Origin of the sequence: Mesorhizobium sp. CA14 (assembly GCF_020165195.1) — a bacterium.
Taxonomy (GTDB): Bacteria; Pseudomonadota; Alphaproteobacteria; order Rhizobiales; family Rhizobiaceae; genus Mesorhizobium.
Map to the genome: position 1 here is coordinate 49,811 of NZ_JAIUHR010000006.1, position 19,022 is coordinate 68,832.

9 protein-coding genes and 1 pseudogene are annotated in these 19,022 nt (G+C 61.3%); 7 read left to right on the forward strand and 3 right to left on the reverse strand.

The window, feature by feature from the left end:
* Positions 1-143: 143 nt before the first annotated feature.
* The 3 genes from LB565_RS09555 to LB565_RS09565 are packed head-to-tail and all read right to left on the reverse strand — an operon-like array spanning position 144 to position 7,443.
* Positions 144-2,597, reverse strand: coding sequence for a glycosyltransferase (locus LB565_RS09555; protein ID WP_224583220.1), 2,454 nt, complete (start codon positions 2,595-2,597; stop codon positions 144-146).
* The gene (locus LB565_RS09560; RefSeq protein WP_224583222.1) at positions 2,594-3,676 is read right to left on the reverse strand and encodes a glycosyltransferase; all 1,083 of its coding nucleotides are present in this window, start codon (positions 3,674-3,676) and stop codon (positions 2,594-2,596) included. Before LB565_RS09560 ends, LB565_RS09555 begins: the two co-directional genes overlap by 4 nt.
* The gene (locus tag LB565_RS09565; RefSeq protein ID WP_224583224.1) at positions 3,673-7,443 is read right to left on the reverse strand and encodes a glycosyltransferase; all 3,771 of its coding nucleotides are present in this window, start codon (positions 7,441-7,443) and stop codon (positions 3,673-3,675) included. The genes LB565_RS09560 and LB565_RS09565 overlap by 4 nt, the downstream gene beginning before the upstream one ends.
* Before the next feature lie 1,007 nt (positions 7,444-8,450).
* Here LB565_RS09565 and LB565_RS09570 point away from each other — a divergent pair.
* From LB565_RS09570 to LB565_RS09600, 7 genes and pseudogenes are all read left to right on the forward strand, one after another.
* Positions 8,451-8,765: a hypothetical protein gene (locus LB565_RS09570; RefSeq protein WP_224583226.1), complete on the forward strand. Its 315-nt coding sequence runs from the start codon at positions 8,451-8,453 to the stop codon at positions 8,763-8,765.
* 91 nt (positions 8,766-8,856) lie between these two features.
* A pseudogene (locus tag LB565_RS09575) lies at positions 8,857-9,300 on the forward strand (DUF4347 domain-containing protein); the annotation flags it as partial.
* A gap of 3,021 nt (positions 9,301-12,321) precedes the next feature.
* Entirely contained in the window at positions 12,322-12,486 is a 165-nt protein-coding gene (locus tag LB565_RS09580; protein ID WP_224514867.1) for a hypothetical protein, read from the forward strand.
* 189 nt (positions 12,487-12,675) lie between these two features.
* On the forward strand, positions 12,676-14,979 hold the full coding sequence (locus tag LB565_RS09585; protein ID WP_224583228.1) for a peptidase domain-containing ABC transporter: 2,304 nt from the start codon (positions 12,676-12,678) through the stop codon (positions 14,977-14,979).
* 11 nt (positions 14,980-14,990) lie between these two features.
* Complete coding sequence (locus LB565_RS09590; RefSeq protein ID WP_224583229.1) at positions 14,991-16,397, forward strand: HlyD family type I secretion periplasmic adaptor subunit; 1,407 nt, start codon at positions 14,991-14,993, stop codon at positions 16,395-16,397.
* A complete protein-coding gene (locus LB565_RS09595; RefSeq protein ID WP_224583231.1) occupies positions 16,398-18,113 on the forward strand; it encodes a tetratricopeptide repeat protein in 1,716 nt (571 codons plus the stop codon). It abuts the gene before it with no gap.
* 195 nt (positions 18,114-18,308) lie between these two features.
* Complete coding sequence (locus tag LB565_RS09600) at positions 18,309-18,947, forward strand: hypothetical protein (RefSeq protein WP_224583233.1); 639 nt, start codon at positions 18,309-18,311, stop codon at positions 18,945-18,947.
* Positions 18,948-19,022: the final 75 nt, after the last annotated feature.

The following is a 19,022-nucleotide window of genomic DNA, read 5'->3' on the forward strand; positions in this document are numbered from 1 at the left end:
GTCGAAGATCATGGAATTTGACCACTGCACGGTAATTTCGTCTATGCGCTCGCGAGACCAAGTCCATGCCGGCGTGGTGCTTGCCGGGCCGCCTACCTTCGGCGACGCATCCGCTACAAACGGCTCAAAGGATGGAAGTCGCCTCAGCCGCGCTCCGCCAGGCACGAGGCTACCAAATCGTTGATTTGTTGAGCGCGATGCCGGGTCATATGCCGATCCCTCACTAGTTGCATTCCGGCCTTCCGGATTTTGTCCACTGCAGGTCGGTTCCGCTCATCGACTATCCATTCCACTTTTTCCAGAAAGTCGTCTTTGGCGGTGAAAACGCAGGTTTCGTAGTCGATGAAACCTAATTCATTCATCTCCTTTTCGATCAGTCTGTCAGTCAATAGCAATGATCCAACAGATGCTATCTCGAAATTTTTTAGATGAACGTACCTATAAGTATGACCATCGCAAAAACAGCAAAGAAACTCTGAAAGCTTCTCATAGTAGGCTGTTCTGACTGTATCTTGGCTATAGTCGTCATAGCGCTTGTGGTAACCGGGGTGCTCCAGTGTGGCGATCCTTGCGTCGTCCAATCCCGCAACATATTGCCGCAACGGTCTATCCCAGGCGACACTCCCGGTCAGGAGGACCTTCTTGATTGGGTCTTCATTATAAGTCACACGTTCGTGGTCTTTGCAGCCTTCGAGCGCCGACGAGTACGGAATCCATACTACGGAATCGTGCTTGAAATGATTCGAGAATTCGTACGCATAGGGGCTAATTATCATATCTGCATGAGAGATAAGGTGGCCTATTAAATCATCGTACTCCTTGTCGTAACTGACAAGGTCGTCTACTCTGAATAATTTATATGCGGATATCTTGTTTAGAGGAATCGAGACGCGACCCTGATATGCCACTATTAATATTGAATAAGAGTTTAGGTCGTTTAAAGTCGTTTCATCTGAAAAATCTATCGCCTTTGAATCAATGATGTCGAACCCGTATATTTCCGACAGTAGCTTTATCTCATAGTGATGCTCGTTCGCCAGATAAGATTCAAGCCATTTGATGTCGCATATGATGCCTTTGCGTGGATTGGTTGAGCGGATCCCTGCATGTATTTTTATTGGCTGCGCCGTGGAATTCGTAGGCGCTGCAGCCTCGATTAAGCCTATCCAGTCCTCTATGGTGTATGCCCAATCAAATTTACGGGCTGCTTCCTGAATCGCGGCGCATTTGGTCACAAACTCGCCTGCATTTTCCTTGTAGTAGCGCAGGGTAGAACTGGTGAAAGCCTTGAATTTCTCTGGCTCGATTGGTGCGATTATGCCCCCGCCTTGATAAGCCCTCAGCGGAAAATGCCCGACCGGAGTTCCAATTACGAGCCTTCCGGCGGCCGCACCTTCGAGCACAGACAAGGGGCCAGACTCATTGATCGAGGTTGACAACACCGCATCGACGCTTCGGTAGAATTCTGGCATATCGTGAAATGAAATCTGATTAGCTGTCGAGCCCGCTACCTTGAACGCTAAACCTGCCTCCCCCGCTGCCGCTTCGGCGAGATGCCCGCGCTTCCATTCGATGCCGAATGTCTTGACCGACATCGACGAGGCGTAGCCGACTGTAGTGAGGCGCCTGGGAGGCTCGGCATAGAATTCGTCATAGTTTATGCCAAGCGATGCCACCATAGGGAGTCTAGGCACCCCGCGCATGATTGATGCGCAATATACCGACTGGCCGACCACACCATAATTGGCAAATCTTTCGAATACATGGATACCTTTCTGCTCGATCAGCATGCGTATATCGAATTCGTGATGTGAAATGGCAATAATCTTTTCGAACGGGACTTCGTATTCATCCACTAGTCTGGAAACACCATCCAACGCCGACACTACGAAATCGTAGTATGAGATGACCCGCTGAGCATATTCAGCGTGATCCACCTGCCAATCGAGCAGATCGACTATGTAGCCTCGGTCATGCAGATGTCTGCATAGATCGTAGTAAACCCGGCCATGCGACCATTTGGTATAGCCGTATATCAGGATCTTCTTGGCTTGTGGCTGCCGGGCCGAATTCATGCGGATTATCGGGTGGATAATGTAATCCTCGATCCGCTTCTTGTCGAAGGAATGGCTGCGGCGCCAAATGTTGGCGAGATCCGAACCCGCGTTCTCCGAGCACCAGTTCTCGGAGGCAATAAACAGTTCCCAAGTGCTGCAGAGAGTGGCCCGGAGCCTCATGTGGCCGTCGGGTATGGCCGACATAAATAGGCCTCCGGATCTCAGTGTTACCAAGCCTCGTTCGAGCGGGATCAGATCGAACGTTGCGGGGCTATCCGAATGATCTCGGCCTTGCAGCCGCGATGCGGACAGACAGGCGTCCGGGAAGCAATGGATCGGCTCATGCGAATTGTTGGTGTCATAGATCAGCCGCACCTGACGATAGATGCCTGCCGACTCCGTGCCTTGCTCGACAAAGGTATTTGCCGGACTGTATTCCACCGCTCCATGTCTTAACTCGCTCGTGGAGGGGTCAACGTAGATCACAGTTCCGAACGCAGTGAACAGTCGTGCGCGTGAGGGTTTCGAGGGTTCGTTCATTCTTGCAGACGCATCTCTTCCCGCCGCCGGACGTAGAAGCCGAGATTGTCCTTGAGCCGCTGATTGGCTGGATCGAGCTCCAGCGCCATTCGTCCCCACTCCTCTGCCCGGTCCATGACATTCAGGCGCCACGATGCAATGGCCCCTAGATCGTAGAGCCGAAAACCCCAGCAACTCGCGTCATCCAGATAGCTTCCCGTGCGGCGCGTCCTCTCGATGCCGTTGCTGCAGGCCCAGAACAGATTGAGCCAGTCGCCCTTGCCATGAAGCTCCTCGGCAAGGTCAAGCCAGATCTCACGCCGGTGCGGCGCTTCCATTCGCGCCTTGTCCAGCCAAGCCAACCTTCGCTCCGGTTGCATGCGGGCGATATAGCGCATCGCCTCCGACCGCTCCTCGCCCCATCTGCTTGTCGGCAGGGCTAGGTAGCGCTCAAGCAGTTCGACCGCCCGCTCTTGTTGGCCGGCCCACATCAAGTCCCGTCCAAGCCAGAAGCAGATCTGCGCGTCTTCGGGATCTTCCTTGTGCGCCACTTGCATCAGCGGCAGGTAGTTGCTGCGCGTCGGCTTGGATAGATCCTGCACCTCATACATCACAATGTCGCTGCTGTTCGCCGTGACCTCCCTCTCTCCGGTGAAGACGAGTGCCTCGTGGACCGGTCGCGTGAAGCGGTATCCCCATCGGTGATGAAAATTCTTCGTCGACCAGCCTCGCAGCGGCGTCGGGTCGTCGACACTGGATCGGTATATGGTCTGGCAATAGAGCGCTGTGGTTTCGGAGGTCCAGGCAGCCTCGAGTTTCTGTCGCCAGCCGGGTTCGAGAAACCGATCCATGTCCATTGTGCAGCACACGTCGACGTCATCGGGGAGCAGCGCCATGGCGGCATTGCGGGCATCGTCGAAGCGCCAAGGGCGGATTGCGATCTTGTGCACCGTGACCCCAGCAGCGGTCAGCCGTTCCACTGTATCGTCCGTGCTACCGGTGTCGGCGACTATCCGATAGTCCGCGTCGGCGGCGGAATTGGCCCAGCGTTCCGCGTTGGCTGCTTCGTTCAACGCGATGGTGTAGACTGCCACTTTCACGGCGCCTTCCCCACCTGTGCGACGTTGTTATGTCGAAAATCCAGACTCGCGCGCTTGCGGATGGCTACGAGCCCGCCGAGCAATTGCGCCCGGTCGAGCTCGTAGTGGCTATCGAAGAACAGAATTTCGGCAAATTGGCCGGCAAGCGCGCTGACACCGAGCGGATCGACCGACCGCGCAGTCCCGCATTCCTTGATTTCCCGCAACAATGTCTTGGTCGGCGTGATCTTGGTGATGTCTTCGCCAGACGGCTGCCAGTCGAGGTCCTCGATGAAATACCAGCCGCCATCTCGAAGCAGCGGAAAGAACTCGCTCAGTGTCAGTTGTTCGTCGAAGGATACGTGACTGCCGTCGTCGATTATCGCGTCGAATGAGGCAGGTGCGAGCTTCGCGGCCACCCCGCGAAGATCCTCCGCCTTGGACTGATCGCAAACGAAGGATTTGAACCTCTCGTTGTTGAGCCGCGAAAAATCCGTCAGGTCAACGCCGATCACCTCGCAGAACGGAAAATAGCTCTGCCACAGCGCAACGGAAGGCGTCTCGGTCTGGCCCTCCGACATCGCGCGACACAGCCCGATCTCCATAAGCCTCCGCAAGGAGAGCCGGCGACTCGACAGCAGGCGATCGTAGATCCTCGCATATGCATGACGGTTGCCGACGTGCCGGTTCTTGTCGGTGTTGAAGCGGTCGGCGAGATTTGTGAGTGCCGGGAAACCATCAGCCGGTGTGATCAGCTGCGAGATCAAGGGCTCCCCATCGCCGCTGGTCCGGGCTTCGTTGCGCGCCGTCCAAAGGTGGATGCCGAAAACGCGATCGTCGTTCAAATAGTCTGCCAGTTCCGCGATCGGCTTTTCAAACCTGTCCGTCTCCGTCCAGTCGATCGAGTTGAAGAACATCGGGCTGAAGACCTGGCCGTGCAACTCGGAGCCGGCATCCGAGGCGATGTAGTCGGACAGCAGCTTTGGTCCGATGTCACCGAATTCCTTGCCCGCTGCCGCGTGGAAGCGCTCGACGGACATTTCATAAAGCGCTCTGAGGTGTCGGCTGTAGGGCTTGGCGTAGATAACGTTGCCGCAAACAAAATGACCCTTGTGCGATCCACGCCATTGCAGATTGAAGAAATGATCGCCGCTGAAGGGAAACGGCCGCAGCATGACGACGTCGGAATCCATCCATAGCCCGCCGTGCTCATAGAGCACGGCGTAGCGAAAGATATCGCTGAAGTACCTGATCTCGGAACTAGAGACGATGCGCTCGAACATGGTGCGAGGCATGACGTCGTCGGCGGCGCTGACCTCAATGCCGTGCGGCAGCAGGAACTCCAATCTCTTCGGAGAATAACTCCACACGCGCACCGGATGGCCGGCCGCCCTCATCGAGGTGGTGGCGGCGATCAGAGTGTTGTGTTCGATCTTGTCGGAAAGCACCTCGTAGAAGCAGTGGATCTGCGGCAGCGCCGTGCCGTCGCTGATGAACGGTAGGATGCGCCGATCGAAATCCCGCGATTGCCTTTGCCGTTCCGCCGGCGAGTCGACCGCTTCAAGGAATGGCGCGAACTTGCGGAAGAATTCCTCTGTTGTCCCGCCCGAACGGAAGGCGAAAGACGTCGGCTCGGCAGGTGCGCCGGCGCCGTTCGGGACTCCGCCGCTGCTACCCAATCTGATCCGGTCGGAATCTCCCGCGCCGGGCGAGGTGAGAGATGGCGTCGGCTTGACGCCAGCACCGGCAACGCTCACCCCCGAAGCCAGCTCCGCAACGTCGTCGAGGAATGCGGCGACCTGGTCAGCCTGCACGGTCGCAATCCACGACTCGCTGTCGCCTGCGCCGTAGGAGATCAGGAGTTGCTTGGCGTCTGGATGCCAGGCGAGCCCGGCAGCGAACTCCGGGCCCTTGTCGTGGAAGTAGAAGGGCCGCGAAACTTTGGCCAGCCGGTAGGCATCGTCGAACCAGACGAAGCGGTGCTGGTGATAAGGCCGGCCCTCGTTTGGCCTGGCACGTGCCTCGTGTATCAGCGCCAGCCAGCCGCTGTCGAACACGATCGCCTGCGAGCTGCCGCTGAACTGCGGCGCGGCGATCATCGGCTCCTGCTCCGAAACCGTCCGGCCGTTCTCGTCCAGTATCTTCGTGGGGTCGCACAGAGAGACAAAACGGAGCCGGTCGCTGCCGTCAGAAATGGGCTCGACCAGCGGCATCCAGTTCTTCTCGTGCTGCCGTTGGCCGGCCGGGTGAATGACGCGCCAATCGGTGAGGATATGCGGTCCGAGGCCAGTGTCTTCGATTCTCGCCAGTACCTGCTCGCACCATCCATCCGGCGCGAGCTGCCGCACGCAAGCAATTCCCCAAAGCTCGTCGCGCCAGGCGAACAACCGCATGTCCGCAAAACCGAGCACCCGATCGTAGGAGGGCGACGGCAGATCGGCCGGAGGCAGCACTTCGCTCGCGCCCTTCGTGACGAGATCGCTGTCGAGACGCAGGAGGAAATTGCGCGTGGAGATCGGCGCGTCCGCGGGCGTTGCGTATTGGCCGCCATCGGTCAGCCTGTAGTTGACGGTCGGCTGCAGCAGCGCAATTCCGTCGCCGAGGCGCGCTACCGAAGGGTTGGTTGCCGAGTAACCCATCGGCGCGGCAAAACCGATCCGCCGTGCCTTAAATGACGGCATGATCTCATTCGCCGGGCGCATGTAAAAATAAAGATTGGATCGCGCCAAGTCTCTCGGCCCGTCACCTATTTCCCGATTAAGCGCAAGCCAGTTGCAAGCCGCGAAACCGCGGTCCTTGCGCGCCGGATCGCGGGCGTAGTTCGCGGCAATCGAATACTCCTCCCACAGTCCTGCGGTGTAGACAAAGTCCTCGAGGAACAGGATGTCCTGCTCGGGTCGCTTGATTGCCAGTCCGGCTTCCGAAAACAGCGCGCTCGCGTCGTTCATGCCCTTCTCGCGATAGTGGTGGGCAAGGTCATAGAGCGGCTCGGCGCGTTGCGGGCGCTCGTTGAACGCGGCGAGGGCCTGTTGGATGAAACCGGCATCGTCGCCCATCTTTTTCAGGCACCGAGCCTCCTGGAGACGGGCGTTCCATGCCTCCTCGTCCCAGCCGCCCATTGCGGCGCGTTTGGCATACGCCACCGCCGCCTCCGCCGTCCGCCCGGCGTCACGGTAGGATTGCGCCAGGTAGAACCAGTAGCGATGGTTTTCCGGATCCTTGTCCAGAGCTCCCAAGAGGAGCTTTATGTCACGCTCGAACTTGTCAACGCGGTTCGAACCTGTGGCATGGTCCTTGTACCAGATACCCCGCAGTTCGTGCACGCCATCAGGCACGTCTATGTATTCATGGGTCACACCGTGATAGCGCGCGCCCGATGTGCGCTTCACCAGACGCGTGTTCCAGTAGGCGAGGCCGGATTCCGACTTTTGGAGGAGCCGATAGCCCGGCGCATCGAGCTGGTCTCGAAACCGGTGATCCTCAACGACGAGCTCCATGTCGGCGTCGTCGAAAAGCAAGTAGTCGTAGCCGAGGCTCGAGGCGTAGGCATGCTCGAGGGCCGCGTTGCGCGCCTGCTCGAAATTGTGGAACGGGAACTCATGCAACTCGCCGGGTATGTTGCGGGCGGCAAAGAAAGAGCGGATGAAATCCTGCGTCCCATCGGCCGAGCCCGTGTCGCCAATCACCCAACAGTCAATGTGATCGGCAACCGCGCCGAGACAGCGCTCAAGATTGGCCATCTCGTTCTTGACGATCATATTCAGGCAGAGACGTTTTGCGGTACTCATTCGCTGACTCTGGACTCCACGGAACATTGTGAGCAGAGGCTTTGGTGATTGTCTCGTGGTGTCATATGAGACAGTGGTTTATTCGGATGCGCAACCATCCATATCCTTGCGAAACGCCCGAGCTGCTGCTTCGGTCGTTTGGATGATTTCGTAAAGGCGCTGGATCGGTTTTGCCCGATCCGCTCCACTCTCGCTTCTTCCGTGCTGCCTCTGAGACATCCTGCGGCGGCATCGCGCTCTGGACAGGTCCGCTGCAACTTCCGGTCGAGCCAATTGAGCTGGCCGGCACCAGCTGTTCCGCGGGCCGCGTTTGACCTTGCTGCATTTTCTTGTTGCACGGAGGGGCTTGATCTAAACGTCGGATTTCCCACAACGTTTGGGCTTGGGGCTGCATTGCTAGGTTGACCGCATGGCTGTTGCTGCTCTCCTGCAATTCGTAATTTATTAACGAAGCTATTTACAAGTTTAGAATTTTCGAATTTACTAATGTCTAGTTAAGGAGAGGGTAGTCGCGGCCGTGCGGGAGACCGTCGGTGCGAATGTCTGCGAAGCTTGGGTTCGGGAGTACAGCCACTTGATGCGTGAGGGCGCAGCATCGTGGTTGACCAGGGTGTTGTCATTCCTTGGTGGCTTCCAATAAGTATTCCCTCGCAAGCGGATCGGTTCCCTCACTAGTCGTAGTCGAAAGATTGCGACGCGCGTGATGGAGTCCACGGTGGTTCGAGTGATACCCCCCGCCCAGCGACGCTGTACCAGTGCGGCAATCCGTCTGGCCGCACCCTCAATTGATCCGAATCTCTCAGCTCTCAACGATTTGCGAACAGCCGTCTGTCGGTCGTTCGCTGACGCGTTCCAACGAGTGAAATCACTCCTTGGAATTGGCCGATTTTCAGGATCCGGGAGCCCGAGCCGCCTGGTTCGGCCGCGGGCCCGCGGCACCGACTGAAACACCAAGGCACGAAACAGCAATGCGGCGGCGCAGCCGCCGGCCAATCAGGAGGACTGTGATGAGCTACACGGCAGGCTTTGCAGTGATGGAAGTTACCGTTCGGGGCGTCTTGCCCATCGGCGATATGACCGAGAATGAAACCTATTTCATTCTCGATACCGCCAAGAGCGCGATCGTTGGCCAGGTTGTCCTTCCTAAGGCTGTCAAGCGAAGCCTGGCCGTTGCGCTCACCGTGAAAGTCCCAAGCACCGCCCGGTCGCTCGCTATTGGCACGTTTGACGATGGCGGGAATTTTGAGCCCGCCAGCTTCCTCCGCGTAGAGACTCCCGCTGTCGGGCATCCTGGCGGCGCCGTGGGTCCATCCGGAAGATGACTGTTCCCAAGCCCCTTTTCGCGAGCGCTCGCTGGCCGCGCCAACGGGCGATTTTCCATTGAATTGAATTCAAAGCCAACAGGAGCCAGTCATGGCCCGTGCCTCTGAAATTCTGTTTCTGGACCCCTCAATCTCCGATCTCGACACCGTTCTCGGCAATCTTAGGCCTGAGGTTCGGGCAGTCGTGCTCGATGGCCGCCGCCCGGCGGCGCAGCAGATCGCCGCTGAGCTCGCGGGGCAGGAAGCACTGGATGCGATTCATATCATGGCGCATGGCGCGCCGGGACGGGTCCAATTCACCGCGGGAGAGTGGTCCACCGCCACGCTGAAAGATGCCGTCGCGGATTTCACCGCAATAGGCAGGGCGCTCGCTGCCGAGGGCGAGCTGCGACTGTGGAGCTGTCGAACGGCGGCGGGCAGTTCGGGCCAGACTTTCGTTGCGGCGCTGGAAGCGGCTGTCGGGGCGGATATTCGCGCATCCAGGGCGCCGGTTGGCGCGGCCGCCTTGGGCGGCGCCTGGGAACTGTCCGCCAGCGCGTCCACTCCCTTGCCGCCGCTGACGTCGAACGGGTTGGCGCAATATGCCGGGGTCCTTGCTGCGGGCGACCTGACGCTCAACGGCACCACAGATGCCGGGTCCAGCAAAAATATCAATACATACTATCTTATTGATACAAATAGTACCGCAGTTACCACAGACGACACAGTCGTTGGCAGTTTCAATCTTCCGTCAGCGGCGAATTCAGCAGCGCCAAACTTCTCGATAACGATAACTGTCCCAGACGCCACTCATACGTACCTTATCTACGATTCCGGATTTCATCTCTACGGCACGCTTACGCCTGTTGTTCCTGCCACCAATCCTCCAACCTATACTTTTACGACGACGGCTATCAACAGCCCCGGTGGCTCGGGAAATGATGGCAACCACTTTACCGGGGGCCTTCTGACCGTCACGTCCAGCGGTGCCCCAGGTGCGACAGGCCCGGCAGGTCCAACGGGGGCGACCGGAGCTACGGGCGCTACGGGTGCAACAGGCGCCACGGGCGCCACCGGAGCCACCGGTCCAACAGGTGCCTCGGGCGCGACAGGTGCCTCTGGCGCGACGGGGGCGACTGGCTCTACGGGCGCCACTGGTTCGACGGGAGCAAGCGGAGCCACAGGCGCGACCGGAGCTACAGGTGCGACGGGTGGTACCGGCGCCACTGGAGCGACAGGCTCGACCGGCGCTGCGGGCTCGACCGGGGCGACCGGAGCCACAGGTGCGACGGGCGATACCGGCGCTACTGGAGCGACGGGTGCCACAGGCTCGACTGGGGCGACCGGAGCAACCGGGGCCACCGGTGATACCGGCGCGACTGGCTCGACTGGTGCCACGGGTTCGACGGGCGCGACCGGAGCCACGGGTGATACCGGAGCAACTGGCTCGACCGGTGCCACCGGCTCGACCGGGGCGACCGGAGCCACAGGTGCGACCGGCGATACCGGAGCAACTGGCTCGACTGGTGCAACAGGCTCGACCGGAGCCACGGGTGCGACGGGTGATACCGGCGCAACTGGCTCGACCGGTGCTACGGGCTCGACGGGAGCCACCGGCTCGACCGGAGCCACCGGGGCCACGGGTGCGACAGGCGATACCGGCGCCACTGGAGCGACCGGCTCGACCGGTGCCACGGGCTCGACGGGAGCCACCGGCTCGACCGGAGCCACGGGTGCGACGGGTGATACCGGAGCAACTGGTGCCACCGGGGCGACCGGAGCCACAGGTGCAACCGGCAATACCGGCGCCACTGGAGCGACTGGTGCAACAGGCTCGACCGGAGCCACGGGTGCGACGGGCGATACCGGCGCCACTGGAGCGACCGGTGCAACTGGCTCGACCGGGGCAACCGGAGCCACCGGCGCGACGGGTGATACCGGCGCAACTGGAGCGACAGGTGCCACCGGCTCAACCGGAGCTACCGGAGCCACGGGTGCGACGGGCGATACCGGCGCCACTGGAGCGACCGGTGCCACGGGCTCGACGGGAACAACCGGAGCCACAGGTTCGACCGGAGCCACGGGCTCGACGGGCGACACCGGCGCAACTGGTGCCACCGGCTCAACCGGAGCTACAGGAGCCACGGGTGCGACGGGTGATACCGGAGCAACCGGAGCTACAGGTGCAACGGGCGATACCGGTGCAACTGGGGCAACCGGCTCGACCGGAGCCACAGGTTCGACTGGAGCGACCGGAGCCAAGGGTGCGACGGGCGACACCGGCGCAACTGGAGCGACGGGTGCAACTGGAGCGACCGGCTCAACTGGAGCCACGGGCTCGACGGGAGCCACCGGTGCGACTGGCGATACCGGAGCGACTGGTGCCACGGGCTCAACCGGAGCCACCGGATCCACAGGTGCGACCGGCGCCACTGGAGCGACTGGCTCGACCGGAGCCACGGGCTCGACGGGAGCGACTGGGTCCACGGGTGCGACGGGTGATACCGGAGCAACTGGAGCGACTGGTGCAACAGGCTCGACCGGAGCTACCGGAGCCACAGGTGCGACGGGTCATACCGGCGCCACTGGAGCAACGGGTGCCACCGGCTCGACTGGTGCGACCGGAGCGACTGGTGCCACGGGCTCGACGGGAGCAACCGGAGCTACAGGTGCAACGGGCGATACCGGCGCGACGGGAGCGACTGGATCCACCGGTGCCACTGGTTCGACCGGGGCGACCGGCTCGACCGGGGCAACTGGAGCCACTGGCTCGACGGGAGCAACCGGAGCCACAGGTGCAACGGGCAACACCGGCGCTACTGGAGCGACTGGATCTACCGGTGCCACTGGTTCGACCGGAGCTACCGGAGCCACAGGTGCGACGGGCGATACCGGCGCCACTGGAGCAACAGGTGCCACCGGCTCGACTGGTGCGACCGGAGCGACTGGAGCCACCGGCTCGACGGGAGCCACCGGAGCTACAGGTGCAACGGGCGATACCGGCGCGACGGGAGCGACTGGATCTACCGGTGCCACTGGTTCGACCGGGGCGACGGGAGCCACTGGCTCGACCGGAGCAACCGGAGCCACAGGTGCGACCGGCGCAACTGGAGCAACTGGGGCCACGGGAGCAACTGGCTCGACCGGAGCGACTGGTGCCACCGGCTCGACCGGGGCAACCGGAGCAACGGGCTCGACCGGCGCAACGGGCGCCACAGGCTCAACCGGCGCGACGGGTAGCGGCGGTCCGACGGGAGCCACCGGCCCGACAGGCCCGGGCGGCGAAACCGGGCATCAAGGTCCGCAGGGCAACAACGGGCACGGCAATGGCGAACAGAACGCGCCAGGCAATTCTGGCGACCACAACAATGCCGATAACAGCTCGCACCAAGGACAGGGCAACTCTGCCGGTGGCCAAGGCAATGGAAATGGCGGGCCTCACGCCACCGTAACGGCAAGCACGCTGGGGCTGACGGACTCCAAGCAGTTCTTGCAGTCCGGCTCGTCCGGCGGCGGCGGCCCTGCCTCGTTCGGGAAGCTTGTCAGCCAGGCTGCCAATTCGGCGACGACCGATCTCTTGAACGTGCTCAACACGGTCAAAGGCTTTGGTCAGAACCAGAATAAGCCGTCCGGCGCGACGTCCGACCTGGTATCGGACAAGGGCAAGCAAGGTGCTGGCTACGGTCAGGCCGACGACACGCTGAAAAAGGCTTTGAAGGATATTCTGAAGCCGAATGACTGAGTGTCGGTCGAGAAAAGCGCGCGCGGGCTTTGCGGAAACGCAGGGCCCGCGTCCTCGCGTCTTGGACAGAGGGAAAAGGCTCGTGCCGCGGCCTTGTTCGCATTACAATAGAATTGCCGTGCACCCACGCCGGCGCAGTCGTAGCGGCAACGTTCTCGAACCCTCGCTTGTAGGTCGCAGGGGAAGTAGATGGTGAGCGTTCCTCAATACACCGTGGCTCAGCCGGTCCCAATCCGTACGGATATGGAAGCGCGCGAGGCCGGGAACGGTCGCAAGATCGCAGAGGACCGGATCCCTGGCGGCCCCGCCGCTTTCGATCGGATCGGGCCCCGCGTCAAAGCAATGCTTCAGGTCGCCCGCTATCACGGTGTCGAACTCGACCCCAATGAATTCCGAGCAACGGGCGAAGGGTCGTTTCCAACCGCTTCCGACCTCTCGCAGTGGGCCCAGAACGCCGGGATGTGGTCTCGTGCGTTGCGTATCCGCTGGTCGCATCTGTTGCGCTTTGAGCACGCGGGGCCAATCGTCCTCCTGTTCAACGACGGCGGAGCCGGTCTCCTTGTCGGGGCAAGTGCTGAACACAACCTCGTTTTCCTCAAGAGCGTCGACGCTTCCGACGACGCGGACGCTCTACCAATCGACGAGCTCCGCCTCGCTCAGGTGTGGTCTGGCGAGGCTGTCCTGTTGCGGGCTGCGCGGTCCCACGTCGCGGCGGACGCGCCATTCACGTTTGGTTGGCTGATCGATCTGGTGCGGCTTGAGAGCCGCCCGCTGCGCGACATCGGCATCGCCTCGTTTACGCTGAGCATTCTGACCGTTCTGCCGCCGCTCATCGTAATGACGGTGGTCAACAAGGTGCTGCAGTTCAGCAGCGTTTCGACCCTGGTGCTTCTCTCGGCCGTGATTGCTGTGGTCTTCGTCTACGAGACGCTGCTCGGCCATGCTCGGCGGCTGATCGTCAACGTTGTCGGCACGCGTCTGGACACGAAGCTCAATCTGCATGTTTTCGGCAGGCTGTTGCGGCTGCCTCTCGACTATTTCGAGCGGCATCCCGCAGGCGAGACGATGTATCACCTTGCCCAGGTTTATCGCATTCGTGAGTTCCTGACCGGCAAGCTCCTCAGCACATTCCTGGATCTGATCACGTTGTGTGTCCTGGTCCCGGTCATCTTCTACATAAATCCCATACTGGCCTGGATGGTGCTCGCCTGTGCGGTCGTGATCATGGGGACGATCTTCGCTTTCCTCGCGCCGCTGCGTCGACGCTATCAACGCGTCGTGGACGCGGAGACCTTGAAGGCAGCCGCGCTCGGCGAGACCGTCGTCGGCATCAAGACCGTCAAGGCGCTCGGGCTCGAACTGCAGCGCAAGGCGATGTGGGACGAACGGGTGGCCGACGCGGGCAAGGCGCGTCTCGCTTTCGGGCAGCTGGCCAACTGGCCGCAGACACTCGTCACGCCGATCGAGCGTGTCATGGTACTCGGCACCATGCTCATCGGCGCCTATCTCGCGATGAACGACCGGTCGGGCTACATGGTCGGCAGCCTGTTCGCTTTCATGATGATCGCCCAGCGCGTTGCCCAGCCACTGGTCGGACTGGCGCGGCTGGTCGAGGATTATGAGGAGGTCAGCGCCGCGATCGGGGAAGCCGCTTCGGTTCTCAACCGGCCATTGGAGAGCAGTTCCAATTCTGCCGGCCTGCGGCCAAGGCTCGTCGGCGAGATCAGGTTCAGCGATCTGACATTCAGTTACATCGGCACCAAGACGCCGGCACTCGACCGGGTCAGCTTCGATGTCCCGGCCGGTGCCATGTTCGGCATTGTCGGGCGCAGCGGATCAGGCAAATCGACCATCGCGCGCCTGTTGCAGGGGATAAACCGTGACTACAGCGGGTTTCTCAAGCTCGACGGGGTTGATCTCAAGGAAATCAACCTCCGCCATTTGCGCCAGGGACTGGGCGTCGTCCTTCAGGACAATTTTCTGTTCCGCGGATCGATCAGGGACAACATCATCGCGGGACGTCCTGGTCTGACGCTGTCCGACGCCATGCGTGCCGCTCAACTGGCAGGTGCGGCCGAATTCATCGAACGCATGCCGAACGGCTACGACACCTATATCGAGGAGGGTTCGCCCAACTTATCTGGCGGCCAGAAGCAGCGGCTGGCAATCGCTCGTGCGCTCATTCACGATCCGACGATCCTGATCCTCGACGAGGCGACGAGCGCGCTCGATCCGGAGAGCGAGGCCGTAGTGAGCGCGAATCTGATGCGCATCGCCAGCGGGCGCACGATGATCATCGTTTCGCACCGGCTCGCCTCCTTGACCGAATGCGACCAGATCCTCGTCATCGACCAGGGCAAGGTGCTCGATGTCGCTTCTCACCCCGTGCTTTTGGAGCGGTGCGGTGTCTATCGCCAGCTCTGGTTCCAGCAGAACCGGCACCTTGACGGGCGTCATGGCCGTCTGGCGGCCGTGCCGTCTCGACCCGACTGAGCTGGCCGGCAATGAGCAGCACCACTCATTCCACCCTTCCAGTTCACCGGCGCCGACGAGATGCGAGCGATCCGACTGCGCCCGCCATTCTTGAGTTCAAATGGCCGTCGACGGCAGTCGCCAATGCACCGATTCCTTGGGTGGCGCGCAGTATCGTGTGGATCGTCTCCAGCATGGTCGCCGCCTTGATTGTGCTCGCGGCGCTGATCCCCGTCGACCAGGTCGTCACGACAAGGGGGCTTGTGGTCTCGCAATCGCCCAACATCATCGTCCAGCCGTTGGAGACTGCGATCGTCCGATCGATCGAGGTGCGCGAAGGCCAGCGTGTAAAGGCCGGCCAGTTGCTGGCTCGGCTGGATGCCACCTTCGCTTCAGCGGACCTTACGGCGTTGGCTACTCAGGTCTCAACCCTCGAAGCTGAAGTGGCGCGCCTCAAAGCCGAGGCCGAGGGCTTGCCTTTCAGCTATGATGGACTGGACCCAAGCTGGACATTGCAGGCCGCGATCTTCGATCGCCGCAAGGCGGTATACGATGCAAAGCTGGAGAGCTTCGACAGGCAGCGTGACGAGTTGAGCTCCGTCATCTCGCGCTCACAATCCGATGCAGAGGGCTATCGGCAGCGTCTGGCTGTCGCGGCGTCGATCGAAAAGATGCGTCAGCAGCTCGAAGAAAGGCAGGTTGGGAGTCGTCTCAACACGCTTCTCGCCGAGGACAACTCGGCGGAGATGTCGCGCTCGCTGAACAACGCCGAGCAGACGACCGAGGCTGCCAAGCGTCAGCAGGCCGCGGCCGCAGCCGAGCGTGACGGCTACGTGCAGAGCTGGCGTGCCGATGTCTCGCAGAGCCTTTCGGAAGCGAATGCACGCATGTCGGACGCGCGCGAGCTTCTTAACAAGGCGAAGCTGCGCAAGCAGTTGGTGGAGTTGAGGAGCGAAGCCGATGCGACCGTTCAGTCGGTCGCCAAGGTGTCGGTGGGCTCGGTCCTGCAGTCCGGCGAGCGCCTGATCACACTTGTCCCATCCAACGCGGTGCTCGAGATCGAAACCAATATCGTTGGGCGCAGCAGCGGCTTCGTCCATGTCGGCGACCCTGTGGCCATCAAGTTCGATACCTTTCCCTACTCGCAATATGGCTTGGCGCATGGCACCGTTCGCGCCGTCAGCCCGGATTCCTTTTCGGCCAGGGAACAAGCGCGCGATCCAAACAGTTCGCTGGCGATGCTGCCCTCCGATGCAGACCTGTTCTATCGCACCCAGATATCCATCGACGACATAGCACTCCACGGTTTGCCGGCGGACTTCGCGATCAGTCCCGGCATGCCTGTGACTGCGGACGTGAAGGTGGGCCGCCGCACAGTGCTAAAATATCTGCTGGGCGCCCTGCTGCCGATCGGACAGGAAGCGATGCGGGAGCCCTAGATGGCGATCCTCGACCGCCTGACTGCACGTATTCATCCCGCGCTGGCACTTCGCCGGGCGGTCCAGCTCTCCGGCAGCGGCAAGCCTGAGCAAGCTTTTGTGCTGATGGCCATTGCCGCGCGCGGCGGCATTGTTGAAGCGCAATATCAGGTCGGCCGTTGCTACCTGGAAGGCATTGGCGTGCCGCCAAGCCATTCGGAGGGCGCGCGCTGGTTGCGGCGGGCTGCCGATCGCGGCAGCCCCGATGCGCAGGCCCTCCTTGCTGCGCTCTGCGTAGCCGGGCTGGCGCCACAAGAAATTGGAGCTGGTTCGGAAGGCTTGTTCGAACGAAATTCCTCGGGCGAGCCAGACTTTTCGGCAGCGCTTGACCTCGCGCGGAAAGCCGCCGAAGCCGGATCCGCTACAGGACAAGCCCTGCTCGGCTACATACTGAGCAAGGGTCCAAAGGCCATGCGCGATCTTGATGCCGCGCATGGCTGGTACGAAAAATCAGCGGCCGCCGGTTGCCCGGAAGGATGCCTTGGCCTGGCCCTTTCCTTGACCCGGTTGAGGCAGCCGGAGCAGAGAACCAGAATCGCCACAGAGCTTCGTCGGGCGGCGGACGCCGGTCTGCCAACGGCGATCTATCTGCTTGCCGTTCTCACCGAGCACGGGATAGGAGTGGCTGTCGATCTGGACGCGGCTCAGCGGCTTTACAGGGACGCGGCGGAGGCGGGACTCGCATCCGCTCAATTCCGGCTGGGGCTGGCACTCATCGAGGGTAGCCTGGTCGATCTGGACCCTGTCGCCGGTGAAGCCTGGACGCGCCGCGCCGCGCTGGCAGGAAATGCCGAAGCCGCTTATCGCTTGGGCGAACTGTATGCGAGCCGGCCTCAGCGGGATTTTGCGGAGGCCGCGACCTGGTACCGCCGGGCTGCTGATGGCGGTCACCAGCCGGCGTTACGTGCATTGGCTTCGCTCTATCTCTCGGGCAATGGTGTGGCTCAGGACGCTGAGGAAGGAACCCGCTTGCTGCGTACCGCAGCAGCCAGCGGCGACCGCGACTCCCAAGTTGATCTGGCAAACCTTGTCCTCGGGGGCGCAGGCGAGCCAGATGATGCTGTCAGCGTTGCCGGATGGTTTGGAGCAACCGCATCATCGGGCGATCTGGTTGCGGCGTTCAATCTCGGTCTCTGCTTCGCGGAAGGCGTGGGTGTCGGCAAGGACCAGGAGCGTGCGGCGCGTTGGATGGGGCGGGCGGCCGAAGGCGTTGCCGAGGCGCAATATATGTATGCCCGCATGCTTCAGGAAGGACGAGGCGTGGCTGCCGATCAGGGGCAGGCTCGCGTCTGGTTTGAGCGGGCGGCAAAAGCTGGCCTTGTGGACGCGCAGGTTGCTCTTGCCGAAATGCTTTACAACGGTCGTGGTGGGGAACGCTCTGTCGTTGCCGCAGCCCAGCTTTTCAAGCAAGCCGCCGCTGCTGGACATGCCGGGGCGATGTTCGCGATCGGGGCATTGTACGAGACCGGACAAGGCCTATCGATCAATCCTAAAGCGGCGCAGGAATGGTTTGCAGCGGCTGCTGAAAGAGGCCATGGGCATGCGCAGCTCATGCTTGGCCGCTATCTCTCCAGGGGCATTGCCGGCGACCATGACTCCGCTGCCGCCCGCATCTGGTTCGAGCGGGCGGCTGCGCACGGTGTCCAGGAAGCCTCTGATGAGCTCGCCGAAACATAGCGGCGATATAGCTCGCGATTTTTGGCTTCCGGGATCAGCATCTGCGATACGCCTCAGATGTTTTCTGGCGTGAGGCATGCGAGCATCCAGGCCGCCGATCGACGCCCTGGCGGAATAGCTTGAAGCGAGGACAAGGAGAGGCTCTCACCGGCCGGTCGGTGTTGAAGCGGGCTCGATCGGGTACATATTTAAGGCATGCCCGTCCGCCGAAAAGTCGACTTAACAGAAAAACTGATAGCAGAGTGGCCACTCTCCCCAGCGGCAACACTTGGATCGTCCGTAAGGGCGAGGGGTATTTTCCTCGAGATGCGGGCGCGCCTACCCGTTGCGCTGAGGAAGCTGCTTCACATTGAATCCAGGGTGCTCACCCTGAGGCTGCCGGAAGGCGCCGACGCCGATGTTGAATCGGCCTCTGCAATCATCACTCAAGCAATGCACAACATCGAAGACCTGCCGGTGATCCCCCGCGAAGTCGAGGACATCCTGACAATCTCCTTGGCCGAGCGGCACCGCTGGCTGAAGGACGGACGCTTGCAGAGCGCAGGAACCAGAACGGTCAAACTTCGCGGCCGCGCAAGAAAGATCACCTTCCACGTGTTCGACCCGCGCCATATCGAAGATGTGCTCGACCGCGACCTGGTCACCGCCTGGCGCGACGAGGACGCCGCGACCTCTGCTGAGAACCGGCGACGCGCTGCCGCGAAGGCTGCCCTGAAGCGTGCCCAAAAAAGTGGCCGTGAGGGTTCAACTTCGGGCGATGGCGACCGGGACAATGCATCTCGTTCCAACTTGCGCGGCTGGGAGGATTTCGAGAGCGAGGGTCTTCTGCGCTGACAATTTTAAGGCGCGCCTCGGCAACTTGGCGAGCGATCCCGACTGACGGGCGTCGATGCTCAGAACTTGTCGGCT

Coding starts and splice junctions, on each gene's coding strand:
- LB565_RS09555 (WP_224583220.1), bottom strand. CDS start 2,597: ATGAACGAACCCTCGAAACCCTCACGCGCACGACTGTTCACTGCGTTC.
- LB565_RS09565 (WP_224583224.1), bottom strand. CDS start 7,443: ATGAGTACCGCAAAACGTCTCTGCCTGAATATGATCGTCAAGAACGAG.
- LB565_RS09570 (WP_224583226.1), top strand. CDS start 8,451: ATGAGCTACACGGCAGGCTTTGCAGTGATGGAAGTTACCGTTCGGGGC.
- LB565_RS09585 (WP_224583228.1), top strand. CDS start 12,676: ATGGTGAGCGTTCCTCAATACACCGTGGCTCAGCCGGTCCCAATCCGT.
- LB565_RS09590 (WP_224583229.1), top strand. CDS start 14,991: ATGAGCAGCACCACTCATTCCACCCTTCCAGTTCACCGGCGCCGACGA.
- LB565_RS09595 (WP_224583231.1), top strand. CDS start 16,398: ATGGCGATCCTCGACCGCCTGACTGCACGTATTCATCCCGCGCTGGCA.
- LB565_RS09600 (WP_224583233.1), top strand. CDS start 18,309: ATGCCCGTCCGCCGAAAAGTCGACTTAACAGAAAAACTGATAGCAGAG.